This window comes from Paenibacillus solani (genome assembly GCF_001277345.1).
Classification (GTDB): Bacteria; Bacillota; Bacilli; order Paenibacillales; family Paenibacillaceae; genus Paenibacillus_AQ; species Paenibacillus_AQ solani.
The window spans coordinates 2,139,012-2,163,393 of sequence record NZ_LIUT01000001.1; the positions used below are offsets into that span (position 1 = coordinate 2,139,012).

The 24,382-nt window shown below is 43.1% G+C and carries 17 protein-coding genes and 1 pseudogene; 2 read left to right on the forward strand and 16 right to left on the reverse strand.

All coding sequences use genetic code 11. From position 1 onward, the window contains the following. Nucleotide 1 precedes the first annotated feature (1 nt). Nucleotides 2-853 (reverse strand): aldo/keto reductase, encoded by an 852-nt coding sequence (locus AM231_RS09605; RefSeq protein WP_054402416.1) that lies wholly within the window; start codon nucleotides 851-853, stop codon nucleotides 2-4. Nucleotides 854-956: 103 nt separating this feature from the next. On the opposite strand from AM231_RS09605, the gene AM231_RS09610 reads away from it, so the two are divergent. After that, nucleotides 957-1,874 carry an AraC family transcriptional regulator gene (locus AM231_RS09610; protein ID WP_054402417.1) on the forward strand — a complete coding sequence of 306 codons (918 nt, stop codon included), beginning with the start codon at nucleotides 957-959 and terminating at the stop codon, nucleotides 1,872-1,874. A 91-nt stretch (nucleotides 1,875-1,965) separates the two neighbouring features. On the opposite strand, the gene AM231_RS09615 is transcribed toward AM231_RS09610, so the two are convergent. Continuing rightward, nucleotides 1,966-2,751 (reverse strand): copper amine oxidase N-terminal domain-containing protein, encoded by a 786-nt coding sequence (locus AM231_RS09615; protein ID WP_054402418.1) that lies wholly within the window; start codon nucleotides 2,749-2,751, stop codon nucleotides 1,966-1,968. Between the two features lie 274 nt (nucleotides 2,752-3,025). Continuing rightward, on the reverse strand, nucleotides 3,026-3,454 hold the full coding sequence (locus tag AM231_RS09620) for a MarR family winged helix-turn-helix transcriptional regulator (protein ID WP_054402419.1): 429 nt from the start codon (nucleotides 3,452-3,454) through the stop codon (nucleotides 3,026-3,028). 156 nt (nucleotides 3,455-3,610) lie between these two features. Here AM231_RS09620 and AM231_RS09625 point away from each other — a divergent pair, with 156 nt between their 5' ends. After that, a complete protein-coding gene (locus tag AM231_RS09625) occupies nucleotides 3,611-4,921 on the forward strand; it encodes an amidohydrolase family protein (RefSeq protein ID WP_054402420.1) in 1,311 nt (436 codons plus the stop codon). 87 nt (nucleotides 4,922-5,008) lie between these two features. On the opposite strand, the gene AM231_RS09630 is transcribed toward AM231_RS09625, so the two are convergent. From AM231_RS09630 to AM231_RS09690, 13 genes and pseudogenes are all read right to left on the reverse strand, one after another. Further along, nucleotides 5,009-6,355, reverse strand: a complete 1,347-nt coding sequence (locus AM231_RS09630; protein WP_053494230.1) for a lytic polysaccharide monooxygenase — start codon at nucleotides 6,353-6,355, stop codon at nucleotides 5,009-5,011. A 710-nt stretch (nucleotides 6,356-7,065) separates the two neighbouring features. After that, entirely contained in the window at nucleotides 7,066-9,897 is a 2,832-nt protein-coding gene (locus tag AM231_RS09635) for a ligand-binding sensor domain-containing protein (RefSeq protein ID WP_054402421.1), read from the reverse strand. A 183-nt stretch (nucleotides 9,898-10,080) separates the two neighbouring features. Continuing rightward, nucleotides 10,081-10,890, reverse strand: coding sequence for an alpha/beta fold hydrolase (locus AM231_RS09640; RefSeq protein WP_053493316.1), 810 nt, complete (start codon nucleotides 10,888-10,890; stop codon nucleotides 10,081-10,083). Nucleotides 10,891-11,212: 322 nt separating this feature from the next. Continuing rightward, nucleotides 11,213-12,373, reverse strand: coding sequence for an MFS transporter (locus AM231_RS09645; RefSeq protein WP_054402422.1), 1,161 nt, complete (start codon nucleotides 12,371-12,373; stop codon nucleotides 11,213-11,215). 24 nt (nucleotides 12,374-12,397) lie between these two features. Continuing rightward, a complete protein-coding gene (locus AM231_RS09650; protein WP_054402423.1) occupies nucleotides 12,398-13,216 on the reverse strand; it encodes a MerR family transcriptional regulator in 819 nt (272 codons plus the stop codon). An 843-nt stretch (nucleotides 13,217-14,059) separates the two neighbouring features. After that, nucleotides 14,060-15,862 carry an ABC transporter ATP-binding protein gene (locus AM231_RS09655; protein WP_054402424.1) on the reverse strand — a complete coding sequence of 601 codons (1,803 nt, stop codon included), beginning with the start codon at nucleotides 15,860-15,862 and terminating at the stop codon, nucleotides 14,060-14,062. Continuing rightward, nucleotides 15,837-16,715: a MauE/DoxX family redox-associated membrane protein gene (locus AM231_RS09660; protein WP_054402425.1), complete on the reverse strand. Its 879-nt coding sequence runs from the start codon at nucleotides 16,713-16,715 to the stop codon at nucleotides 15,837-15,839. The genes AM231_RS09655 and AM231_RS09660 overlap by 26 nt, the downstream gene beginning before the upstream one ends. 6 nt (nucleotides 16,716-16,721) lie before the next feature. Beyond that, nucleotides 16,722-17,426 carry an ABC transporter ATP-binding protein gene (locus AM231_RS09665; RefSeq protein WP_054402426.1) on the reverse strand — a complete coding sequence of 235 codons (705 nt, stop codon included), beginning with the start codon at nucleotides 17,424-17,426 and terminating at the stop codon, nucleotides 16,722-16,724. Then, nucleotides 17,423-17,890, reverse strand: a complete 468-nt coding sequence (locus AM231_RS09670) for a TlpA family protein disulfide reductase (RefSeq protein ID WP_054402427.1) — start codon at nucleotides 17,888-17,890, stop codon at nucleotides 17,423-17,425. Before AM231_RS09670 ends, AM231_RS09665 begins: the two co-directional genes overlap by 4 nt. Next, the gene (locus tag AM231_RS09675; RefSeq protein WP_054402428.1) at nucleotides 17,880-18,341 is read right to left on the reverse strand and encodes a TlpA family protein disulfide reductase; all 462 of its coding nucleotides are present in this window, start codon (nucleotides 18,339-18,341) and stop codon (nucleotides 17,880-17,882) included. The genes AM231_RS09670 and AM231_RS09675 overlap by 11 nt, the downstream gene beginning before the upstream one ends. Nucleotides 18,342-18,360: 19 nt before the next feature. Beyond that, complete coding sequence (locus tag AM231_RS09680; protein WP_054402429.1) at nucleotides 18,361-21,009, reverse strand: ABC transporter permease; 2,649 nt, start codon at nucleotides 21,007-21,009, stop codon at nucleotides 18,361-18,363. A 1,726-nt stretch (nucleotides 21,010-22,735) separates the two neighbouring features. Next, nucleotides 22,736-23,935, reverse strand: coding sequence for a macrolide family glycosyltransferase (locus AM231_RS09685; RefSeq protein ID WP_242615108.1), 1,200 nt, complete (start codon nucleotides 23,933-23,935; stop codon nucleotides 22,736-22,738). Further along, a pseudogene (locus AM231_RS09690) lies at nucleotides 23,907-24,209 on the reverse strand (MarR family winged helix-turn-helix transcriptional regulator); the annotation flags it as partial. The gene AM231_RS09685 and the pseudogene AM231_RS09690, both read right to left, overlap by 29 nt. Between the last annotated feature and the right edge of the window lie 173 nt (nucleotides 24,210-24,382).

Consider the following 24,382-nt stretch of genomic DNA (forward strand, 5'->3'; position numbering starts at 1 on the left):
TTTAAATATCAAGCTTACGTGTCCCAATCCATTTGACCATTTCTGGATCCCTGTGTGAAAAGAACAAACTCTCTTTCGTATCTAAGGTGGCGCTCAGGTTCATATCCTCTTGGTTTAATTCAAAGTCAAAGATATTGAAGTTTTCGATGATCCTTTCCTTACGGACAGACTTCGGAATTGCCACAATTCCCCTTTGTGTCAACCAACGTAAAGCCAACTGAGCAACGGACTTATTATATTTTTCAGCGATTGATACCAAGACTTCGTTCTGGAAAAAGTTGTTTTTCCCTTCAGCAAAAGGTCCCCAAGACTCAATTTGAACATCGTTCTCTTTCATAAAGTTATGACTTTCAATTTGTTGATTGAATACATGTGTTTCAACTTGATTTACAGCAGGAACCACTTTGTTATGGATAATTAAATCAATCAAGCGGTCTGGATGGAAGTTACTTACTCCGATTGCTCTAACCTTACCCTCACGGTACAAATCTTCCATTGCGCGCCAAGAACCATGGACATCGCCAAATGGTTGGTGAATTAAATACAAATCAAGATAATCAAGTTGCAGTCGTTTAAAGGAATTTTCAAATGCTTTCTTTGTGCTCTCATAACCGGCATCCTGAACCCAGAGTTTTGTCGTAAGAAACAATTCCTCTCTTGGCACACCACTGCGCTTAATTGCTCTGCCGACAGCATCTTCATTAAGATAAGAAGCAGCAGTATCAATCAGGCGATAGCCTGCCATAATCGCATCATAAACAGCTTTTTCACATTGATGTTCATCTTGAATTTGAAAAACACCAAATCCCAGTATAGGCATCTCAACACCATTGTTTAAAATAACTTTTTGCATATGTAGCCCTCCTGTTTTTTACATGTTGAATATCTGTTATTTTTCCATTGTATATTCTGCAATTATAATAGGATCATCTAGAGGGAGTACAAAGGAGAAGCTTATGATTGAACAAGTATATAGACAAAGAGTTGAGCTCACCAAAATCATAGAGATACACACTGGACTGGACGGTACTCAAATGACGGCTATACCCTCTTTATTTTTCTCCCGTTACTCTAATCATACTGGACCAAATTACGGAGTTCACAAGCCTTCCTTATGCATTGTCGTTCAAGGGATGAAAGAGGTATTGCTTTCACAGGAGCGCTTCAGGTACGGTCCTGCCGATTACCTGGTTGCATCCGTTAATCTGCCAATTACCGGACAGGTCACCGAAGCGTCTTCTGAAGTACCTTATCTGGCTCTCAAACTTGAATTCACCCCCAGTGAAATATTGGAGGTGTTACGTGAATTCGAAATGGGAATCGAAAAGAAAGAGAATACCAAACGAGGAATGTATGTCAGTAGAATAGAGCCATCTTTGCTAGACTCAGTAACAAGATTAGCTCGTTTGCTGGAGACTCCAAAAGATATTAAAGTACTTGCCCCTCTAATTAGGAAAGAAATCATCTATAGAGTTCTGCAAGGAGAACATGGAGGAATGTTAAAACAAATAGCCATAGAAGGAAGTTCCACAAATCAAATCAGTGACGTGATTCGACATATCATGAATAACTATGAAAAGTCTTTTAAGATTGAGGAACTTACGGAAATAGCAAATATGAGTGTTTCTTCTCTACATCGGCACTTTAAAGAGGTAACAGCAATGAGCCCCATTCAATTTCAAAAACAACTGAGACTTCAAGAAGCTCGGAGCCTGTTATTATCCGAATCAGAGGATGCGGCAGATATTGCATTCCGGGTTGGCTATGAAAGTCCATCACAGTTTAGCCGTGAGTATTCGCGTATGTTTGGCTTACCACCTAAAGAAGATGTAAAGCGATTGAGAGAACACCAAGATAAAACGATAAACCTTTGAACCCCCTTCCTTATGGTAGGGGGCTTTTTGTGTATAGGAAATGGACAACGATCGTTCTTGATACAGCTTCTTAATGAACTGCTAATCCGTATTATGGCTCAATAACTTGTCTCCCCACATTCACATCGTCTACCTTCCATTTGCCATCAACAAATTTATAAAATACATAACGATCAACGAGCTCGAGATGGGTAGGGCCACTTTCAAAATAAGCAGATTGGTGCATTCTCGCCGCAGTGGTGCTGCTATAGGTAATATCGGCTTTTTTTGTTAGTATGGCGTTATTTTTAATGCCTTTACTGTGAATAATCTTGTTTATAAATGAGTCAGTGAAATAAGGTCTGAAATATGTTCGAATTTGAGAGAAGTTTGAGAGATCGGTGGCTTCATTTATCTTTTCATTAAGTGTGTCTACTCTGTCCTGACTCATTCTCCAAGCTTTAATCGGTTCTGTATGGATAAAGACCTGTGCTAGACCGATTGTAATGGTTGCTTTTCGTTCTTGTTCGGACCACAGCGCTGTACCGCCAAAGGTTTCAGCAAAAAAACGCGCTGGAATATAGGTGATTCCATTATCGATTTTTGCAGGCACCTCAAGGCTGAGAGTAGCGTTATTTAATAATGCAGTGCGCGAATTAACTTCTAGTACTAGCTTTCTTTTGCCACGTATAATCGTAATGCTTTTTTTTGCCTGGTTCCAAGTGACTTCTGAATCGAAACTTTCTGAAACAGCACGTAGTGGAATCAGTATTCGTCCATTTTCAATCTTCCCATTGTCAACCGTATTCGAAATATCATTGGCGAGGCTTAGCGCCGGGTTACCGATTAGTAAGGTACACGCTAAAGATAGTGTTAGCGCAATTTTTGATTTATTCATAGATGATTACTCCCTACGGTTCTAGAAAATTCTTGATCCTAGTTAAATTTTGTAGTCAAATTTTTTGCGAAATGCTCATCAGTTAGGTTAACGCAATTTAAATGGATAATGTTGCAGATTTTAATAAGAAATACACCAATCATGTAATATACGAATCAGGAGAAAATGTATGAATCAATTAATTCTAAATATGAATTATTCGAACCATACTAAAAACAAAAAAACCGCAACTTATGCGGTTTTTAATGTAATATTTCATAAGGAATCGTCTTCTTTATATACGCTCATTGATTTTGATTAACAATTTCTTTAAGACTTGCTTCTCTTCGTCGGTAAGGACTTGAACGATATCCTCCTCCACCATTTGGAAAGAGTCTTGAAAATTTTCTATCAGTTCAACCCCTTTTGGCAATACATATATATTTTTTTGCCGTTCATTATTGGCTGGAATTTTACGCTCGATGAACCCTTTTTGCTCTAGACCTTGAAGCATGCTCGTAATGCTGGCCCCACGTAGATGAAACCGATCTGCAAGGTCCTTTTGAATAATTTGATTACTTTGATTCTCATAAATATATTCAATTACTTTTCCTTGTTGAGCATTTAACCCCAGTTCTTTTATACTCTCGTCCGCTCTTTTCTTTAACTTAAGACCGATAATCTGAAACAAATCCAGATAAGGTGTATCCTTTCGGGATTGCATAGTCTTCCTCCTCCCCTATTATTGTTAGAAACCTAATTGTAAGTAATTAAACTATACAGTGACCCTATTGTCAAAAAAATATTAGTTTATTGACAGTTAGGAACCTAACAGTTATACTCCGAATTGTTGAACAACAAACACCTGGGAGGAAATCAAATGGAGAATATAACTCGAAACGCTGCGTTAGAACAAGTTACGGCGATTACAAATGTACGTATCTTTGATGGAAATCAGATTATTGCGCCTAGACATATTGTCATTAAAGGGGAGTCCATTATTTCAGTAGGCGGAGATTTTCCGGCCGATGCAACGATTATCGATGGGGAAAATGGGACTCTACTGCCTGGGCTGATTGATGCACATGTGCACACTTCAATCGGTGGATTACGAGATGCCTTAAAATTCGGTGTTACAACCGAACTCGAAATGAACGGCGATTTTACTAAAAGAGGGCGCGAGATTCAGTTAAAAAATGTGAATGACGTCGCAGATGTTCGTTCTGCTGGTACAGCCATCACCGCTCCGGGCGGACACCCAGATGAATTACTGCCGGATGGAGATGAAATACCGGAATTCGTATTAAAGGAACTAGAGAAGTTATCGGAGGAAGACCGGGAAGCGATGTTGGCCGCATACGCTCACGATCACGAAGAAATACCGCAAGTGACGACAGTTGAAGAAGCGATTAAACATGTGCATACCCAAGTGGAGAACGGAGCCGATTATATTAAAATTATGATTGAAGAAGGATCGGTCATGGGTGCACCTGGCCTGCCTGTATTAAGCGACGAGATTCTAAAAGCAGCCGTGACAGAGGCCCACAAGTTCGATAAGCTGGTCATCGCCCACGTCTTGACGGCTCTTTCATCGCAAGAAGCCATCGATTTTGGAGTCGATGGCTTGGGACACTTGTTTATCGACAGACCCGAGTATACGTCCGAGTTAGTGAAATCCATAGCGGATTCAGGCGCTTTTGTTACACCGTGCTTGGTGTTGAATTCATCGATTATTGGAAATCCGGCATCGGAATTGGCAAATGATCCACGTGTTCATTCCAAATTAAGTCCAGATTGGATCGATATTTTGAACTCAAGCTTCAATACGTACCCGCAAGGCAATATGGAGAACAGCTTTAAGAATGTGATGGACCTTCACCGTGCCGGAGTTGATATTCTGGTAGGGACGGATGTCGCGCCGGTTCCCGTTCCGAACCTTGGTGGCCTTGCTCATGGGGCCAGTGTCCACCATGAAATGCAGCTGCTGGTGAAGGCCGGGCTCACTCCGCTTGAAGCTCTTCAGTCGGCTACTTCCAAACCGGCCCGCTGTTTTGGTCTACACGATCGCGGCCGTATTACCGAAGGCGCTCGCGCTGATCTTATTCTCGTAGACGGTGATCCGATCAATAATATTTCGGATACCTTGTCGATCAAATCTGTGTGGTTCAATGGTTCACAGCAACTAGGTTAATCAGATTCGGTCTCCGAATCAACCATAAAAAAGAAGCCCGGCGCTCTTTGCAAGCGTCGGGCTTCCTGTTCTTCTAAAGCCTTTAGTTTATGGTTGTAGCTGCCAGAGTGCGGGTACGTTGCTAGGCTCCCAACCAGGCAAGGAGGTATGGTTCTGAATGCATTTGTACACCTTGCCATTATAGGATACGAGCGTATTGGCCGTATAAGTGGTATTTGGCGCCCATGGTGTTGCACTCGGACCGTCAGGCGTTGTCACCGAGACAGCATTGCTATCGCCAGATTCGTTGTTGGACGAGTCGTAAGCGCGGACTGTGAATGAATATTGCGAGTTCGGCGACAAACCGGTAACTTCCTTCTCGGTTGCCGTTCCAGTGACGGTAGCGATCACCGTGCTGCCGTTGTAAATCCGGTAACCAGCGATGCCGGAATCATCTGTGGATGCATTCCACATCAACGTGACTGACGTCGACGTCGGCGTTCCCATTACATGCAGGCCGGTCGGATTGGTCGGAGGCGTCACGTCAACCGGTAACTGCGTGGTTGTAAACTGGACACTATTACTGTTTGGCGACCGATTGCCGGAAGTATCAAACGCTTTCACCGATAAGTTATAAGATGTGCCTGCCAATAGATTGGTAAGATTGGCTGTCGTTTGATTGGCAGTTGTAGTGGCGATAACATTGCCGCCATTGTACACTTCATAACCCGCGACGGCTTTGTTGTCCGTCGAGGCTCCCCAAGTCAATGTGGCGGTTGTTGTGCCAACGTTACTGACGGCCAAATTTGTCGGCGCCGTAGGTGCAACGTTGTCGCCAGCACCGAATTGAGCATCAATGACGATGTACCAGGCATTTTGGGTATCCGCGATATCCCACACGCCGAGGATGACATGGTAACCGTCTCTTTGCGGCACGTTACAAGTGTGAGTTAACGTGGAAGGCGGCTGCTGGCCATTCCCGTTGATCGTACAGAACGGAGTCAGATCAAACTGGGCCCGTGTTAACGGAGCGTTGGGATTCCAATCCGGCTTGGTAATGAAATAACGGTAGCTTGTCGTGGCATGACGAGCGGTAAAAATCCAAGTGAAGTTATTGGTGCCACTGGTCATGTTGACCTTGTTCCAACGTGTGGCTGATTGCTGATCAAGCTGAGAGAAGCCGGCAAGACCGGCACTAGCGATTTTGCCGTCAGCAGGTCCGGCAGCAGGAAAACCTTTCGGTCCCTCCAGGCTCTGGGGCTCATAAATAATCGGGCCGCAGTTGGTATTCAATCCATTTTTACACTGGATCGCGCGGCTGGCTGGATCATTAATATATCCGTGGGCTGACACAGTTTTCGAGAATGCGAACATACAAGCGAATATTAGCAGCAGTCCGCCGCCAATCATCATTAAACGTAGTGTGAAACTGGAATCCGAACGGGTTTGAAACATCATCACATTACCTCCCATTATTTGGTTTGGCCATGATAAACCTTTCATTTTCCGACACCATCTTTGCCGCAGTCTTTAGAACTGCCTCCTCTCTTGAATATGATCCTACCAATGCTGTGTACAAACACCGTAAACGTGTGGGCATCCGCTCCTTTTTAAGCCGATTTATACAAACTCCTATGGAGCTTATATACTCTTACAAAGTCAGGAATAACCATACTAATTGCATTTCTGAGAAGCATAAACAAGCCGGTTGGAAATCTTCGCGGGAAGGGGGAATTTAAATAACCGTGAGCAACTCTGCTCTACTATAATGAAGCAGCTATGTAAACTGCTGATGATTACAGACATTCATAGCGCGCAACTAGGTGGAGGTCGAAACCAATAAGTACGCTTATGAGTAAAGCATTGAGGGGTAAGGGATCATGTCTCAATTTGGAGGAATCTATATAGATTGGTATTAAAGAGATTGGTCACAATGGAGTCGTGTTTAACGGAGTGTCAAAAAGCTAAGAGAAGTTAATGATGTATGGGTCAGTAGAAAGGAAAGATATGTTACCAGTAATTGGTTGTATTCATTATTAAATAATAACCATTTCTTGTCAAGAGTGTATTTTATCTAACAGCTTTTTCTCGTCTAATGGATCACTTGAAAATAAAGAGCCGTTGTCATAGACAACGGTCTCTTGTTGCTATATTTCTTAACAGTTTTAAAAAGGGCCGGTTATTTTCACCTTGATTTTATTGGATTCAACGATTACCCCGTTCAATGTTATTCGGATCGACAACTCGGCTTGGCCCGGATGTTTGGCGATAATCTTTCCGCTGGGATCGATCTCCGCCTTATCCGGACGGCTGCTTATATACTCAATACTAGCGCCGGATAACTCCTTTGTCATTCTTCCTTTTTCAAGGAAGACTTCGTAGGAATAATCGACTTCAGCTCCAGGATGGAGCTGAAGCGATTTGGCCGCCATAAGCTGTATTTTATCTATCTGTACCACCAAATTCGGATCGCTGTATTTCATCAGCTCGCTGCCATATTTGAAATATAAGTTGCCAAAGTCGTCCTGTGCCAGCTTCTCCGCATTGCTCTCCAGCAAGATGGACAGCGTTTTGCTCGCTGCATCGATTTTAAACATCTTACTCGTATACGTCTGGTCAGCAACATAGCCTGTAAAAATAGTTCCGTAAACATTGCCGTCTGTGCCAACGGTCAAGCGAGGATTGCTGTGAGCATAATCGGCGGAGGGAAACATATCGTCGCTGTAAATAACTTCTTGAAGGTCCGGATCATAGATGAATAGTGCCCCGAGCGCCATCCCCCATATGTTGCCATCCGGGCCCCATATTAAAGTGGTTACTGCTTTTTTACCCGGTACAGGTATCTGTTCCAGCTCTACTCGGCCGGATGCTGTATCGTAAATGGCGAGCTTTCCTTCCCCACCAGTCATCGCGCCTGTACCCATAAACAGCTTTCCATTGTTATAGAGCAACGAATTGATCGAATGTCCAGCAATAATGTCCCGTTTCACATCGAACTTGCTAGTCACGGGATTGTAGATCGTTAGAGCTCCGCCTGTTTTGCCTGCAATCGGATAGGACCCGATGTATAACAGGTTTTCTTCCTCGACCCCGAGCATGGCGACGGGCCGATCTTGATCAGAACCAAGCTGATTAAGCCTAAGCGGATTATTCGGTTCTGAAGGGTTCGTTCGGTTCCATGGTTTGGCCGGATCGTATTCAAAGATAGTGGCTTTAGGATAAACACCAAAATACATTTTCCCGTTCAAGGAGCCGAATCCCTCGACTTGGCCGATCTGAGGATAGTGCTTGGTTTCGTTACGTGTCGGGGAGTAAATTCCCATTCCTCCGCCTGAAATGAAGCCCGAAGACAGCATCTGCCCGTCTGTGCTCTTCCCGATGTTAAACAATTCTACAAACTGTGGCGGAAAAGGAAGCTCCGGCGTTTCAATCAAACCAGTCTCCAGATTGTAATAGAAGGCTCTTCCACTATTTCCAGCCAAACCAACCAATGTCCAGCCCGGATACTTTGTCTGGTCAAGCTGTACATAACCAAATGCAACGCCTGCCCCTTTTACATCCACACCCAGCGAGCCGTAAACACCCGTATTCACATCGTATGAATAGAGAGACCACTGCTGCGCACCCTCAGGAAGGGTCTCGTAATAAGTGTAGTATACTTGTTTGCCGTCAGGCGATAATGGTGAAAATCCGCGGGTATTATATGCTGTATTTTTATTTACGATCCAGCTTACAGAATCGGGGTCATACACGAACATGACAGGTCCCGGATCCACGCGCACGAATAATTTACCTCCGGCATACCGAAGATCGTAAACCGAAGTCATCCCGTTAAACTCAGGAGGATGAAGTGCTATGGATGTACCACTAGCGAGATCGTATTGGTAAAGCTTGGCGACATCGGCTCCCCCCACATAAATCACTTGGCGATCGGAATCGTAAGCAAGGCTGCGGATATGAGCTTCTTTCGATGAAGTCTTGAAGGATTTAAGGATTCGAGTCTGGTCAGATACGGGATCGTATTCAAACAGCGTTTGGGAATATCCCGTTCCTCCATACACTTTGCCATCTTCTCCGGCAACAAGTGTCCATATTACGGTATCGGTAGGAACCGGTTTTCCAATAGCACGCAGCTTATCCTCTGTCGGATCATATTGAAACAGCGTCCCGTTCGGCGTACTGCCGATGTATACCTTTCCGTCGGAGGCTGTCACAATCGCCCATGCTGCAGATACGTTGCTCCCGTCAAGTGCAACTAAAGGATGGGTTGCCTTCACTTCTTTCGATGCCACATCCATCACGATGAATTGTGCCGGATCGCCCTGGGCGACCGTAAACATGGCAGCCCGCCCCTCCTTGTCTTTACCGAACGCAGCAGTCATCAGAGTCAGACTCGAAGATTGCGGCCCTAAATTCGTTAAGTACGGGGAGGAATTTTGCGTTTCCAATGCTACACTATCAACGAAATATCTGCCGATCTGATCGCCATTAAAATAGAAGGCTACCCTGACCTCTGCTGCATTTTTAGGTGCGGCAGCAGCCACTCTTAAACTTTGCCATTTGCCCAATGGTTCACCGACCAGGCCGCTGACTACCGAGACAAGCTTACCGTCTGGATCATAAAACCTGAGGTCGGCTTTGCCGCCATGACCTTCCTCTGAAAGCACATTTGCTGTCATGATGACATTACCAAATGGCTGTACGGCGTAAGCGTCACTCACCGCTCCGGAACCTTCTGTAGGCAACAAGCGTTCCACCTGAAGACTACGCTGCCCCTCCATATACACGGACTCACTTATGGCCAAGGCAGTTGCATCTTCATCAGCCTGCCAGCCCGGTAATCGGCCATCTTCTTCTGAAATCTCAAAGCCGCCGTTGACCAATACGTTGGTCGAATTATCATCTGCATACGTTCTCGGCATTGCCCACTCGACACTTGCGAACATCATGATAACTGCTGCTACTATAGCAACCCGACTCCTCCACTTGCTTCTCATTAACTCTCTCCTTTGCGATTAAATTTTCTTGCTGTTTTTGGTAAGCGCTTTCAGAATCGTTATCATCTTATCATATCTCCTCATTCGTATACAAGTAAAATACATGTATATATCATTCGAAACTGATAGCGGTGTTATGATACTTAACTATAGCTTTCATAGTTTTAAAAGCCCGCCAACTATTTAAGTCAGCGAGCTTTTTGATAGGAAATCAAGTACTGCTTGATTGAATTCATTCGATGCCTCGATAAATGGGAGGTGACCACAGTCTTGCATGGTTATTTTTATGGAAGGTTCTATACTACTATGTAATGTTTCAGCAGTTTCCTTGTTAAATACATGGTCTTCATCAGAAATCATGATAAGAGTCGGTATGTTTATTTCGTGCAACCGATTAGAAGCATAAGGCTTAACTGCAATAGCAAGACTTGGAGAGTATCTGCAAAAGTTATTAGGGTTGCTGATATTTTGAATCAATTTTGTCCTAGCCTCTTCTTTTCTTGTGGAAGGAAATAAGTAACTCCAGTAGGGATTACTAATGAATGAAGCAATGGCTTTCTTGCGTCCTTTCAATCGAAGATTGATATAGTTTTTTGTTCCTTGCCACATCATCCTCACAGGATAAGGTTTACCGTTTATAGAGGGTGCGACCAAGATCAGGTTTTCGACCAAATGAGGATAAGTAAGAGTAAAGTCTGTAGCAATGCCACCACCCATGGAGGAACCAACTAAAGTAACCCCGCGGAGCTTCAAAGAATCAATTAGTATCCTTAAATCTTCTGTATTGGAAAATGTGGTATTTGGCGTACTGGAAAGGCCGTATCCTCTTAAATCATATCGAACTAATTTGTAATTTGCGGATAAAGAATCCACTTGTTCATTCCAGATTTGATGATCATTAAAATTCCCATGGATCAGGATAACGGGATTACCTTCTCCTGACACCGTATAATAAAGCTGCCCATCATCCATTTTCAAAAAGCCTTCTAGCATAACACGAACCTCCAACAACTACATCATAATAGATCGGCATTATGGAGATTATCTTCGATGATGGATCGTATGACTTCGGAAACAGAATAATCCCCTCTGTGACAGCACCGGTCGATTTGTTCCCAATATTCCTGCGGTAAAGTTAGTGAAATTTTCCTGGTTACACCTATTGGCTTGCGACCTGCCCCTTTCCGGTTACCTCCCCTATTGCTAGCCGAACAATCCGTATCTTCTGTATTAACTAACTTCGCCATTTCATCACCCTATTTCATGATTCCACAATCCTATTTCATAGTCAATTTGTGCTACTTTAATCAAACATTCATTTCTCAGTCCTACTGCTCATTTTCTTAAATAGCAAGATGGCAAGAAGCAAGGCTATACATACAGCAGCAAAACCCAGCCAATTCAAATACAGGACAGATGTACGACTGACGACAAGCCCGCCTAATCCAGATCCCAGTGCAAACCCAAATTGGATGAACGAAGTATTTACGCTAAGGGCAATGTCCGGATTTCGAGGCGCAAGAGTAACCAGGAATAGTTGCTGGGCAGGAGAAATACTCCACGTTGCTAACATGAAAATCATGAGTACCACGATTAACACAAAGAGATTGACACCTGCTAGAGCGAATAATAGAAGAGTCGCCCCTTGTAACAGAAGCCCGAGATAAATCGTAAATTTCGATCCCTTTGCATCTGCTAATTGTCCTCCTATCTTTGAACCGACAAAGCTGCAAACGCCCGCCAGGAAAAGAACTCCGCTAATTTCGTTCATGGAAAGAGAGGATGTCGCTTGCAAGAAAGGCGTAATATAAGTGAACAGTGTAGCATAGCCACCGACATACAATAACGTAATAACCAAGGCAATCAGAATAGTAGGATTTTTCAAAATGGAAAGCTGCATTCTGATGGTAACCTTTTCTTCTTCTTTGATTGCTGGCACCTTTTTATAGATGATAAATAATGGAAGAATACTTAATAAACTGATTAAAATAAACAGTACTCTCCATCCAAACATCTCACTAAAAAATGTGCCAATAGGAACACCAAGCACTAGCGAACTGCTAAGCCCCATCAAAATGATGCCGATGGCATTGCCCCTTTTTTCTTTTTCAACGAGTCTTGTCGCTACTGCCATGGCTACTACAGTTGCAATTCCTCCGCTAGCCCCTTGAATAATTCGTACCCATAGTAATGATTCATAAGTAAGATCTACTAACATGAGTCCATTGCTGGCAATAAACACTCCAAGGGTTGTCATGAGTAGCTTTTTACGATCTGCATTGATCGTGAGTGTAATTAACATTGGAGCGATAATGGCCGCTGCGAGGGCAAACACAGTCACCAGTAACCCGGCTTCGGAAGTTGATACTCCCAAATCCATAGCGATCATTTCAATGACGCCTGTAATAATGTATTCAATGGTCCCGATTAGAAAAACAGCCAGTGCCAGGATGTAGATGATTCCTTTATTTTTCAATTTACTCCACTCCACCTTCTTCAGTTATCTATGTATAATTGGAATTTGTATTTCGATGAATTGCGCATCTTGATCTGGAGATAACGGTAAATATAGTTCCCTACCCGATTCGTTCTCCTTGATCTGATAGTTATTCTTCTCAATCCATGTAGCTAAATGAACACAGGCCGCACCATCAAACTTCGAATTTGAATGAAAAGCCATGGTGGCCATCATTGGTTCTGGAGGAAGGGTCCGCAGATAAAACGGTTCTGGAGATGATTGCAGCTCACAAGTTAAAAAATAACCGACTTCAAATTCAAACTCTTCCTCTCTTCCGTCGATTTCTTTCCACAAAACAACCTGAGGTCCTTGAGTCAACTGGCGAATCTCCTTGGTTAATAACTGATCAAATTGACGTAATAAATCTGGAATGTCCTCTTCTCTCCCGCATGCTTTCTGAAAAAGAAAAGATTGTGCACCTTCTGCTTTGACTCTGATTTCTTGACCTGTTTCGAATTGGCCCTCTTTTTCAATAAGCTGCATACGCTCCTCAATCCTGACGAGCTTGGCTTGTTCTGTATCAATAATTTGCTGGATTTCACTTCTCTTCAGCTTAAACATCCCTTGAATATTCTCCAGTGTAATATCCTCCTGGAGCAGCTGTATGATCTGTGGCAATGTGAATCCGAGTTCTTTATAGATTAAGATTCGGTTGAGCTCAAGAAGCTGATCTGCGGAATAGTAACGGTATCCCGTATCGTGATCTACCTTTCTCGGCTTAAGTATGCCGATCTGGTCGTAATAACGCAGTGTCTTTAAGGAGACCTTGCTTAGTCTGGAAAACGCACTGATTTTGAACAAAATATCAACTCCAATCTATGACATAATCCGATTATACAGTTTCCTGTGCAGGGGAAAGTCAAGGGTGTGAATGTTTCTCTTTTTCATAGCTAAAATCGGCTGCCTTTCTTGTCATCACTCTATGTTGGTTTTATTGGTAAGACAAAGAAACGTTTGAAAAATCCTTTCCAAAGATGCTGAAATACGCCATTACTTTCGACTGTCCATTTTAACACCTAACCTCCATGCCTATGGAGCTTTAAATTAAGTATGGTATGCACTCATTCGACGAAATATAATTTAATACTTATCTAATCGGTAATCGGACCTTCTTCTTTGCTAAACGGCAATTTTTACGACAATCGGTAGAAGAACTTGTACAAGAGAAAACAAAAAAGCCGCTAAAATAGCGACTTTCATTGGGACCACGTGTTTGTCCGTCGCTTGTCCTTCAACAACGGCGGCCTCCAAACTCTACCTTATCCTCCTAGGTTATTCTTTCGCTCTTATAAAGTACATTTCCCATAATTAATTCCGCTGAGTGACTTTCTATTTCAGCTTGTTTTTTGATCGATATAACAGTAAGTGTAAATGCTTTAGGGAAGGGGGCATTAGACTTAGCTGGTTGAATGTTCTAGTCTGAGTTTACCGAAATCGTCCTTTTAAAAGACATTCGCATTCGGGGATTTAATAAGTTAACTTTGATGTTCGGTTCTTCTTTGATTCCACTCATGTTTGTATATGTATTTCGCTTTTCTTTTATTTATTAAACATCCGCATTTATAGTTTTTTAGTCTCTATTAGTTTGTTTAGTTCTTTTTCCGCTGGTGCGGTAGTTCCGATTGATTCTCGTGGTCTGGACATCTATAGTGCGGACTGCATTTGGTATTTTTCTGACTGAGCTTGAAACATTTTCGCATAGTAGCCCCCATGTCCCAACAATTGGTTATGCGTGCCGAACTCATGAATCTCGCCGTCCTTGAATACAACGATTCGGTCAGCTTTGATACAACTGCTTAAACGATGCGAGATAAAAATAGCTGTTTTGCTTTCCGTCAATTCAAGCATCTTGTTAAATATGTGTTCTTCGGCAAGCGGATCAAGCGCTCCTGTCGGTTCATCGAACACGATAAACGATGCGTCACGAATAAACACCCTCGCAAGTGCTATCCTTTGCCATTGACCTCCAGATAGATCTGTGGAATCCTGAAACAGATGACCTAATGCAGTATCCAGCTCTAGCGAATTGTTCTCGCTAGAAAGCCCGACCACTTTCAAAGCATCATGCAGTCGTTTATCATCCGTAACCCCATCCATATTGCCCACCATAAGGTTTTCTCGTACCGTTAGCTGATAACGGACGGAATCCTGAAATACGGCGATACTACTTTCCTTAAGACTATCACTGCGAATGTCACAAATATCTGTCTTGTCATAAAAAATCGTCCCGTTTTGCACAGGATAAATCCCCAATAAACATTTGATAAATGTTGATTTTCCCGCCCCATTGTCGCCAACAATGGCAATCCTTTCTCCCTGTTTGATGTGCAAATTGACATTTTTGAGAGAGGACTCTTGTCGATTTGGATAAGTAAAGGATAAATCTTTCACTGTAATTCCGTGCGTCAGATTTTTAGGAAATTCCAGCTTCGCGTCTTGTTGTTTACTTTCTGGGTATTGCAGATAGTTGAACAATCGCTCAGCGTACATCCCATCTTCTCCGAAACGCACAATATAATTAACCAAGCCTTTCATCAAAGCGTATGCGGAACTAACCACGATGGTTAGAGCTACATACTCGGCAATCGTCATACGCCCCTTGGACGCAATGTGCACAAGAATAACCGTTGTGCCAGCAATTGATAATTGTCCGATGTTCTCCATTACATAGTTCACAATGCCAGATTTTCGTTCTAGTTTCATGTTCTCTTCCGCTTGTTCCCAGTATACGTCATTCCATTTCTTCTTAAAATACGCGCCCATGCGAAATAACTGAATTTCCTTTATCGCGTCTCGATTACGGAACAACTGTTGTAAATACGACGCTTTCCTCATTAGCGGAGATTGAGTGATTGTTAAACGGAAGCGATCTCCGCTTTGTTTTATATTAGCTAAAAACGAAGGTATTGTGACAATGAGAAGGAATAGGGCAAGCCATGGGCTGAAGTACCATAACGTAAGCAAGTATCCGGAAATCGTAATGATGTTCATGACCATCTGCCGTAAAGTCATAATCATTTGCATTCCACGCTCACCGCTTCCGCTTGTCAGCTGTAACAGATCATAAGAGGCGTGCTTTTCAAATTCCAATAATGACAGACGCAACGTCTTATCAATGATTAAATGCTCAAAATAATTAGCCGCGCGATAACCCAGCCGCCGCCCATTTAATTGCTCTACGAGCACCATAATACTTGTGAAAGCGCTTAAGGAAACTTGTCCCAACAGCCAAAAAACGGCATATATATACGGCAGTTCTCCCGCAATCACCCGCTCAGTCGTTCCTACAACCTTAGCGACCAGATAAACTTGGACAAGCGGTAAACAGCCCTGAATAATCATAATGATATGACTAACTATCAATGCTCTCGGTGACATCTTCCACACTAATGGTAAAATTTTATAAGTTGTATGAATGACTTTACGCCATTTCACTTGACTTGTCATTTTTCATCTCCCACCATTCCGCAAAGCCATCTATTTCGGTCACCATCGAATAGACTATCCGCTTAGAATGACTCCTTTTACAAACGAGAATGAATGGATAGTCACTGCCTTGTGGCAAAATACTTTCTGCGGATAAGACCAATACGTTATTCCATTTTTGTCGTTTCATTGCGATAAACCAATCTGGTGCATCCAAAATGACTGCCATATCATGGTGTTGCTTCGTGTCAGTCGATACAGCCGACAATAGATTATCCATACCAGCCGTCACATCGGTTTGATGACCCAATACGGCAATGTATGTATGGATCTTTCCCGTTTTTCGTCTGACTGCTTCTGCAATCCCAAGACTTGAAGCGCGAGTCCGTGAGAAAGCTGATTTCCCTTGCAATCCATATGACAGAATCACTACCGCTACTAGTACTAGCATCGTGATCCACAATTCCGGTGGACGATGCGGTAGTAATATTAAGCGTACAGCAAGTAGGATGACAATCGTCCCGTTCCGATAAACTGGCATCCGATTCAGCCAACTATTATGTCCGAAACAGTGGCATCCTTTCGCGCCTGTTAACCTTCGTTTTCTCCAATACAAGATGGTGAAAAAGCCAAGTAACAAAATCGCCAAAGCAATTCCCCATTCCAACATTAGGCCTGTAGCAAAGCAAAGCACAAGGAGCGCTTCGGAGATCAGAACAAAACACGCTGCTACATTTACAACTAACGGATTGTACACTACCCCATATGATATGATTTCATAGCGAAAATTCATTACGTTAGTTACCTTGCTACGTAGTGCCAGCAAGAAGAACGCTGAAAACAGGATATCAAGCGCATAACTAAACACGATCACGGCTTATCACCCGCCTGTTTCTTCTACCCCGTCGCGCTCAACAGAATCAGTTAGTCTTCCGTCTTTCATACGGATTACACGATCTGTTGCTGATGCAACTAACGGGTCATGCGTGACGATAACTATGGTCACTTGCTTGTCTGTATTTATCTTGCGTAGCAAAGTTATTATCGCCTTCGATGTCACTGTATCTAAAGCTCCAGTAGGCTCATCAGCCCAGATGACGCAAGGATTATGGACAATAGCTCGGGCAATTGCAACCCGCTGGGCTTGTCCTCCGGACAGTTCATGCGGCATGGCTTTCAACTTATCCGATAGCATGACATCTTCAAGTGCTGCCTTTGCAGCTTTGTGGGCAACTGACATCTGAGCGCCCTGACTGATAAGCGGTAATGCAACGTTATCAATGACATTCAACACAGGAATCAGATTGTATTGCTGATAGACAAACCCCATCGACGTCAACCTGAGCGCGGAGACATCTTTTTCGCTCATTTGGTGTATTGCTTGCTTGTCGAACCAAATCTCGCCACTGTCAGCTGACTCAATACCTGATAGCGTATAAAGCAACGTGGACTTGCCACAACCAGATGGCCCCATAATGCTCACCATCTCGCCCCTATGGATGTGTAAATCCACTCCTGATAATGCGGCTGTTTGTGGAGTCGCTACCATGCCGTAGTTCTTACGAACAGCTTTGGCAGCAATCATGATCTAGAAACCTCCTCTACCTCGGGCATAAGACCTAATTGGGCAATCGTTCCCTTCGTCGTCGCTACCTCTCCCACATGCCCCATGTAGGCAATGGTACGGTCAGGGTTAAGCACATAGGCATATGGGGTGATTTCCGGACGGTACACATTATAGAATTCTTCAGCGGATGCAGACAGTACATCGAAGGAAAAGTCAAAGTGCTGCTGGATTGCTTGGGCTTCGTTCACGTCACCATCGATTACAAGAACAATCTCCCCATCGAATACATCGGCAACACTTTCGAGTTTTGGCAACAACTCCACACATACTGCACAATACAGAGAGATAATGACAATTAACGTGGAGTTGCGATGGGGCGTTCGCCCAGCAAACATCGGCACTTCACCCAAGTGATATTTTTCAGGCGCTTTACTACTCGGTTCTCGCAATGAATCGAACAACCGGTTGATCTTATTCATCATGGCGAATCATCTCCCTATCAACAATAAAGTCTAATACCGGCATCAGTGTCGGTAAAGACCTGAATGGTGCCGATTGCAATATGACCCCGTTTCTGTCCAGTGCTGTCGCCCATGGAACGCCAGCAAAGTGTTTTTTCCAATTCTCCGTCTCCATATGAAACACTTCCGCATACGCAGCAAACGCTTCATAGAATAAGGGCATATTGTCCTCCTGTGTGTCCACTAGCATGACCGTATTAACCGAATGCATCTGATAGTAATCGGATAACACAGCAAGTGCATCTTGGCAAGGTACACACCGAGTAGAGACGACAATCACTAACAGTCCGTTTCCTAAAAAATCATATAGATTTTTCGTCCCTACGGGGAAGTTAGGCAGCAACTCTCCAAGCTCGGGTACAACACGTTGCTGCACCTTTTTCAAAAATTTCCTGTAACCTATATGTTCCATCAGTCATCCTCCTCCCATGTTACTCTGTCCGACTGATCTGTAAACGTCTTAATCCGGCTGTGCTGAGTCGGTTAAACAACCAGATGAAGATCAGCAATCCGATGATGAGACCTGTCACTTTCAGATAAGGGAACGAAAACTCAACACCCATCCACGCCAAACGCATCAGCATCTCCGAACCGAGCATTCCGACCACAATACCGCTAATCAACCCTACGATACCAATCAGGCAACCCTCTACGATAAAAACCTGTTTCAACGACTTTTGACTTACACCCATCTGCCATAACATAACCATATGGGGAACCCGCTCCTGTACAGATCGAATCTGAATCACATACATGCCGAGCAAGGCCATAAGCATCATGAATGACATAATATAAGAGAACAGAGTGAATTCAGCTTTAACAATCATCGTAATGATTGCCTGGTCCTCACCAGGCGTACTCACCGTAACACCAGCTGTTTTTGTAAAATGGTATTTCAGTGTCTTTATGGGATCTACCGCCGTCACATCTGTATCATTCAACTGCAACAGCGCATAGCCTTTGGGATCCCCAGGCCACTTATAGGCGCCGCTTTTGCTATATTTGTTGTAAAGTTCGTCAGCCACTATAAATACCTTGCCTTTGAAGCGGTTATCATCACCAATGGCGAACGTTCCCGCTACCGTGACCACTTCCTCTCCAATCAGGTTCTCCTCTTTGCCCCCACCTTTCAATAAACGAAGCGGAATCTGATCGCCTACTTGGTATGTGCCTTCCAATTTATCATCCACGAGAACGACAGACGCTTGATCGCTCAAGGCTTGAAATACTTCTGCATCGCTCTGAAATTGCGGCGCACGGGAGGTAAGCGGTAATTGGTAACCTTTCCCTAGCCACTTTCCCCACACAACTTGGGAATGTGCCCATTTGTAACCATTCATAGGGGGTGTTAATTCTGTAAGATCAACTGCATTGTCGGGAGATGAAACGAGTATTCTATACGTATCCACGTAGGCAGCACCTTGGACGATTTCTTTCACTTCATTCATATTGACTGTCAGCTCATTTTTTTCCAGCTCATCGACATAAGACATATAGGCGTCGGTAGCCATAAAAGAATCTCTCTTGTTTACAGCGGCATAATCTTCAACATTGGAAGCGAAACTTATCATCACAATCAAACAGCAGGATAATACCGTGAACAATAAAACGATGCCAAATGAACGATTAAACCGCATATGCGGGTACTGCGTGCCTAACGTAACAGCCAAACGATTCAACCACCGATGTGGCAAAATGGAGGAGGCCCGTTTCATCCAAGGTACAATGAGAAACACAAGATAGGCAGTCGTTATAATTCCAATAAGCCAACTTATAATCGAACCGAATACTTTTGCATCAAGCCTATCGCCATCTGAAATCCCCTCTGTGGCGATATAATTAAAATATATGAATGCCACTGTGACAAGGAGACAACCTAAGATTTTGAGTAGACGCTTCTGTGCCGGATTCACACGATTATCCTCCTTGCCCATAAGGTGCAAAATGGATGTGCGCTTAATGAAACGCCCGACAAAACAAGCAAGGAGTAAGAAAACGATAAACATGGCCAACGCAATCCAGCATGTTGCCGTCACATTCACGTGGGGTTGGATTGGATAGGCGTAAGCGGCATACCGTTCCAGTAATTGTTCGATATAAAATACATTAACAGATAATAATCCGAAACCGAGTACATTTCCGAGAACAACTCCCGAGATGGTAATGACCGCACACAGTAACGTACACTCACTCATGTAGATGACAAAGCATTTGCGGTTACTGAGTCCAAGCGATCGGAGCACGCCAATATAAAATTTGCGCCTTTCTTTCAGAATATTAAACAACTGCGCCAACAGCAGAATTCCAGCGAACAAAGAAACAGCGACAAAAAATAAAAATGGAGGCGTGAAAATACTCTGCACCATCGACATATGAGATAGTGCTTCTTTTTTGATTGCTCTCTCCGTGAGATCCGTAAAGAATGAACTGCCTGGTAATGATGAATACATCTTGTTCGTCGCCAGTAACATACTGTGTGCGCTTGCTTCTGGAACGCCGAATAGCTGATGCGCAAGCGTATCAGAGAGAATAACTGTCCCTTGTGCCCTCATTGTTCCGCGAAAACCTGTTAATCCACGTTCCTCTGCTATATCACGAATCATTACAGGCACTTCTTGCCCAGCAAACGAGATTACCATTGTTTCACCGACACTAAGTCCCAACCTCCGTGCTAGCGGAACCGATACAATCGCTTCTTCTTCTGACAGGGGATCCGTAGACCACAGCGGTTGCTTCGGTTCTAAGTCCCGAGCAACTTGAAAATCAAACCCTAATGCAACGATGCTATCTTCCCTGGCTTCATCACTATTCCCGCTGTGCACGGAAACGACCTGAGAAACGTAGGGAAGACTGGTAATATTTCTGGTTTGAAGCTTCGTTTGAACATTTTTAATCTGAGCCTCGGTCAAATCAAGTCCGACACGCGAATAAATCTCTGTACCAATTACACCAAAGTGCTTTTCTTCCCATTGTGATTTGCTATGTGTAATAGAAGAAATGACAAAATAACAAGAAAAAATCAGAACGACACCGATAGACCCTATGCATACGGTGAGTAGCGTTTGCCGTATCTGGGCCATGAAATTTCGAGCTCCCATTTTCCAAAATATACTTATTATGGCACCAACTTTCTATTACGGGCGCTTATAATCTTCGTCCCCTTAATGCAGAAACAAAGAGTAAATCTAAAGATACTTTTACGTATTCCGTAGGACTACTTGACACGTTTTCGTGAACCAATATCTTGCGTTTGGATTGACTGGTTTATCCCCGCCGTGCTCGGTGACGGCATGTGCATATACACGAACACGTCACCGAAACGGGTACTGGGGGTGCAGGAGTTTCAATTGCATGTCGGTCATTCGAATTCGCTGCAATTCCCACACTCTAACGTACTACTGATTGGATGCACAATCACCAGGATTAAGGGAACTCTCAAGTCACAGTCGTTCAAGAACGAATGACATCAGGAGCGAACCTAATAATCGACCATCAGAAAGATGGATTAATTAGGACATGTACATTCAATCTCGGTATTAGCGTACACGTCTTGGATAGCGCCATCCGAACTACGAACACAACGAATGTATATATGCCTAACTTTTTGGCGATCCGAAAACGGATTTAATGGACTACACCATTCTCCATTACAGAACCAGCTGCCATATGAATTCCCTTGTGCAGAATATCCGGAAGGACACGCTGCTAATGGCTGAATTTCCATACTTTTCACCTCCTTGACATTTACGAGAATAATAAGATTATTAGATTACTCTCTTGTAGTAGAATGACCATATTCTCGACTTCAAGAGCAGTTTCTTCGATGCTGAGTGTCCTTGCAAGGCACTACTCAATCGGTTAGGCTAAGTATAACATAAATGTTATGAAATGGAATAGTTAGTCAAAAAAAGGTATATTTGAGTTTTAATTACACATTTAGAATATTCATGAATTTATTGAACCGTCCTGCCCAAGCCTAATGAAATTCCATGGAAAATGCTTGCATTCTCTCGAAGGCGTTTTTATTTTAGCTCACTACAGGTCAATCCATTACTGAACTTACTTGCTGCTTTTTTACTTGTCATAAATCCTATAAAGGAACCAATCAAACTGACAGCAAACACTATTATTACACTAATAAATCCGAATGCTTCATATGATACTGAGGGTAAGAAATATCTTAACCCATACACTGGACCTAAAATAATTATTCCTACTGGTATTGCAAAAAGTATTGAATCTATAAGATACATTACAAAAACACATGCAATAGAGAAAAGACAGTATATGGAGCTGAACTTAAGAAAATGAGTGTTCACTTTGTTCCTATAATGTTTGTAACCTCCCCATGACATCCATAAAATTAAAAAGAGAATAGTACTCACTAAGTTCATAATTGAAGGTGGGTTGCCTTTTAGGTATGCATTGAAATTTATAATTGTAAACGGTACGCTAAGAAGCAACGCAAAGAATAATTTTAGAAACAAGGCTTATTGAGGAGCATAGCCATGTTCAAAGTCATGTCTTTTATAGTTTTAAACATTCTCACTTCTCCCGCGACATTTTAATTTTCGTAATGTGACCATGGCATATTCACTTCACCATATGATTTATGATTCCCACTCCTTGCCTAACGGTTATCTCCTTCAACTTAATAAACACCAATAGAGCAAAAAAGTTACATAGAAAAATTGAATTCGATGGAAAAGAACCTTTCGGAAGTGGTATTGCTCATACTCAACTCATGTTGTTAAAAAAAAGCCGGCCATCGGCCAGCAGTATACACAAATGCTCGTGAAGCATGATTTAATTATTCAATCCTAGACTTCGTTTATATGCGAAGATTTCTTCGATGATATCCGCCCGCAGGCCGAAAAGAACCACCATTTCAAGGGCTGCCTTTCGTATTGATTTGACCTTGAACACACGTTCTACCGTCTCTCTGAGCTCTTCCGCGGTCAATCTGTCTTGATTTAAATGGACGCCTGCTCCGATTTCAGCAACACGCCGCGCCACCATAGGCTGGTCTGCGCTTTGAGGAATTACAATCAGCGGCACGCCATAATAAAGGCCTTCGCTGGTGCTGTTCATGCCACCGTGTGTAATAAATAACTTGGCTTTTTGCAGTACCTCGAGTTGCGGGACGTAGCTGTGAACGGAAAAATTCTTTGGGATCTCCCCCAGTTCAGCAATCAGGGATTGCCCTCCGACGGATAGAATTACGCCGTACTTCGTTTCGGCAAACGCAGCAAAACAAATCTTATAGAAATCCATTGCTTGATTGATAACCGTGCCGAAGGAAATATAAATCAGGTGATCCGAGTCCACATGAGCAAAATCAAAAGGACCACTTGAACGCGGAACGATTGACGGGCCAATGAACTTAAAGCTGTCATCGAAGCTTGCTCCACCCGGTTGAAAGCTTTTCGAAGTATAGACGATGTTCAATGGCGCAGGATTGCAAGAAACCTCGTAGGCAGAGCCAACGTGTACATTGTATTTCGCTTCCAACTTGCTGGCTAGTTGCTGAATCTCCTGTTGTGCACGCTCATTCACTTCTGCCGGAAAATGGCTTGAAAGCTGGTCTTGCAGACGGTCAAAGTTATTTTGTTGAGATGCAAAGCTCGTGCACGAGTTGATTGCTGGCAAGTCGAAGATTTGGGCAAGCAATCTTCCGCAGCCGAACATTGAGTCATGAATAATGTAATCAAATCGTTTTCCTTTGGTTTGCTCCAGGACGCCGGGAATGATGATGTCAGCAGTACGCAAAAGTCCGCTCACTCGTCCCCAAGGGCTTCTTCCACGGGCCAGAAAAGCCTCTACAAATTTGTTGATATCAAACGTGATGACTTTTATACCCTCCTGTTCGACGCGATCACGGTATTGATCTGCTATACAATAAACGACTTCCTCGCCACGACGAACCAGTTCTTGAACCAGGCCTATGGTCGGATTAATATGTCCTTCGGAACCTCCATTAATAAACAAAACGCGTGCAATCGTCATTATCCTCCTTCTTTACATACTCCCAGTCTTTTTCTACATTTTTTCCGACTCTTGTTAGCAGGTTAAATAGAGTTTCTGCTTCACTTTCGTAGAATTCTTCTGAAGCAACAGTATTAGAATAATCATGTTCCCGTTTGATAAAAGGATAAACCTGTTCCCCTCTCTCTGTCAGAAAGAGTTTTTTGTTTTTTTTATTATGCTCATCGTCTTTCTTTTCAATAAAGCCGTTCATTTCAAGTTTTTTTATCGCGCGTGCTGCGGTTGTTCGATCTACTTATATCATCACAGCTAGCAGGCATTAAGCCATCTTCGATAATCCATCATAAATTTCTCCCATCGTAACACGCACATAAAAAAAGGCCAGCCAGAGTTTGATATGCTCCCATCATAGTAGACAGTAGAAAAAACAAAACTCTACTTCTACCATGATGGGAGTTTTTGTAATGT

What these genes read in the sequence shown, in the direction of transcription:
- AM231_RS09670 (WP_054402427.1), bottom strand. Translation starts at nt 17,890, where the DNA reads ATGATGAATAAGATCAACCGGTTGTTCGATTCATTGCGAGAACCGAGT.
- AM231_RS09685 (WP_242615108.1), bottom strand. Translation starts at nt 23,935, where the DNA reads ATGACGATTGCACGCGTTTTGTTTATTAATGGAGGTTCCGAAGGACAT.
- AM231_RS09675 (WP_054402428.1), bottom strand. Translation starts at nt 18,341, where the DNA reads ATGGAACATATAGGTTACAGGAAATTTTTGAAAAAGGTGCAGCAACGT.
- AM231_RS09640 (WP_053493316.1), bottom strand. Translation starts at nt 10,890, where the DNA reads ATGCTAGAAGGCTTTTTGAAAATGGATGATGGGCAGCTTTATTATACG.
- AM231_RS09665 (WP_054402426.1), bottom strand. Translation starts at nt 17,426, where the DNA reads ATGATTGCTGCCAAAGCTGTTCGTAAGAACTACGGCATGGTAGCGACT.
- AM231_RS09635 (WP_054402421.1), bottom strand. Translation starts at nt 9,897, where the DNA reads ATGAGAAGCAAGTGGAGGAGTCGGGTTGCTATAGTAGCAGCAGTTATC.
- AM231_RS09620 (WP_054402419.1), bottom strand. Translation starts at nt 3,454, where the DNA reads ATGCAATCCCGAAAGGATACACCTTATCTGGATTTGTTTCAGATTATC.
- AM231_RS09610 (WP_054402417.1), top strand. Translation starts at nt 957, where the DNA reads ATGATTGAACAAGTATATAGACAAAGAGTTGAGCTCACCAAAATCATA.
- AM231_RS09655 (WP_054402424.1), bottom strand. Translation starts at nt 15,862, where the DNA reads ATGACAAGTCAAGTGAAATGGCGTAAAGTCATTCATACAACTTATAAA.
- AM231_RS09630 (WP_053494230.1), bottom strand. Translation starts at nt 6,355, where the DNA reads ATGTTTCAAACCCGTTCGGATTCCAGTTTCACACTACGTTTAATGATG.
- AM231_RS09615 (WP_054402418.1), bottom strand. Translation starts at nt 2,751, where the DNA reads ATGAATAAATCAAAAATTGCGCTAACACTATCTTTAGCGTGTACCTTA.
- AM231_RS09605 (WP_054402416.1), bottom strand. Translation starts at nt 853, where the DNA reads ATGCAAAAAGTTATTTTAAACAATGGTGTTGAGATGCCTATACTGGGA.
- AM231_RS09625 (WP_054402420.1), top strand. Translation starts at nt 3,611, where the DNA reads ATGGAGAATATAACTCGAAACGCTGCGTTAGAACAAGTTACGGCGATT.
- AM231_RS09680 (WP_054402429.1), bottom strand. Translation starts at nt 21,009, where the DNA reads ATGGCCCAGATACGGCAAACGCTACTCACCGTATGCATAGGGTCTATC.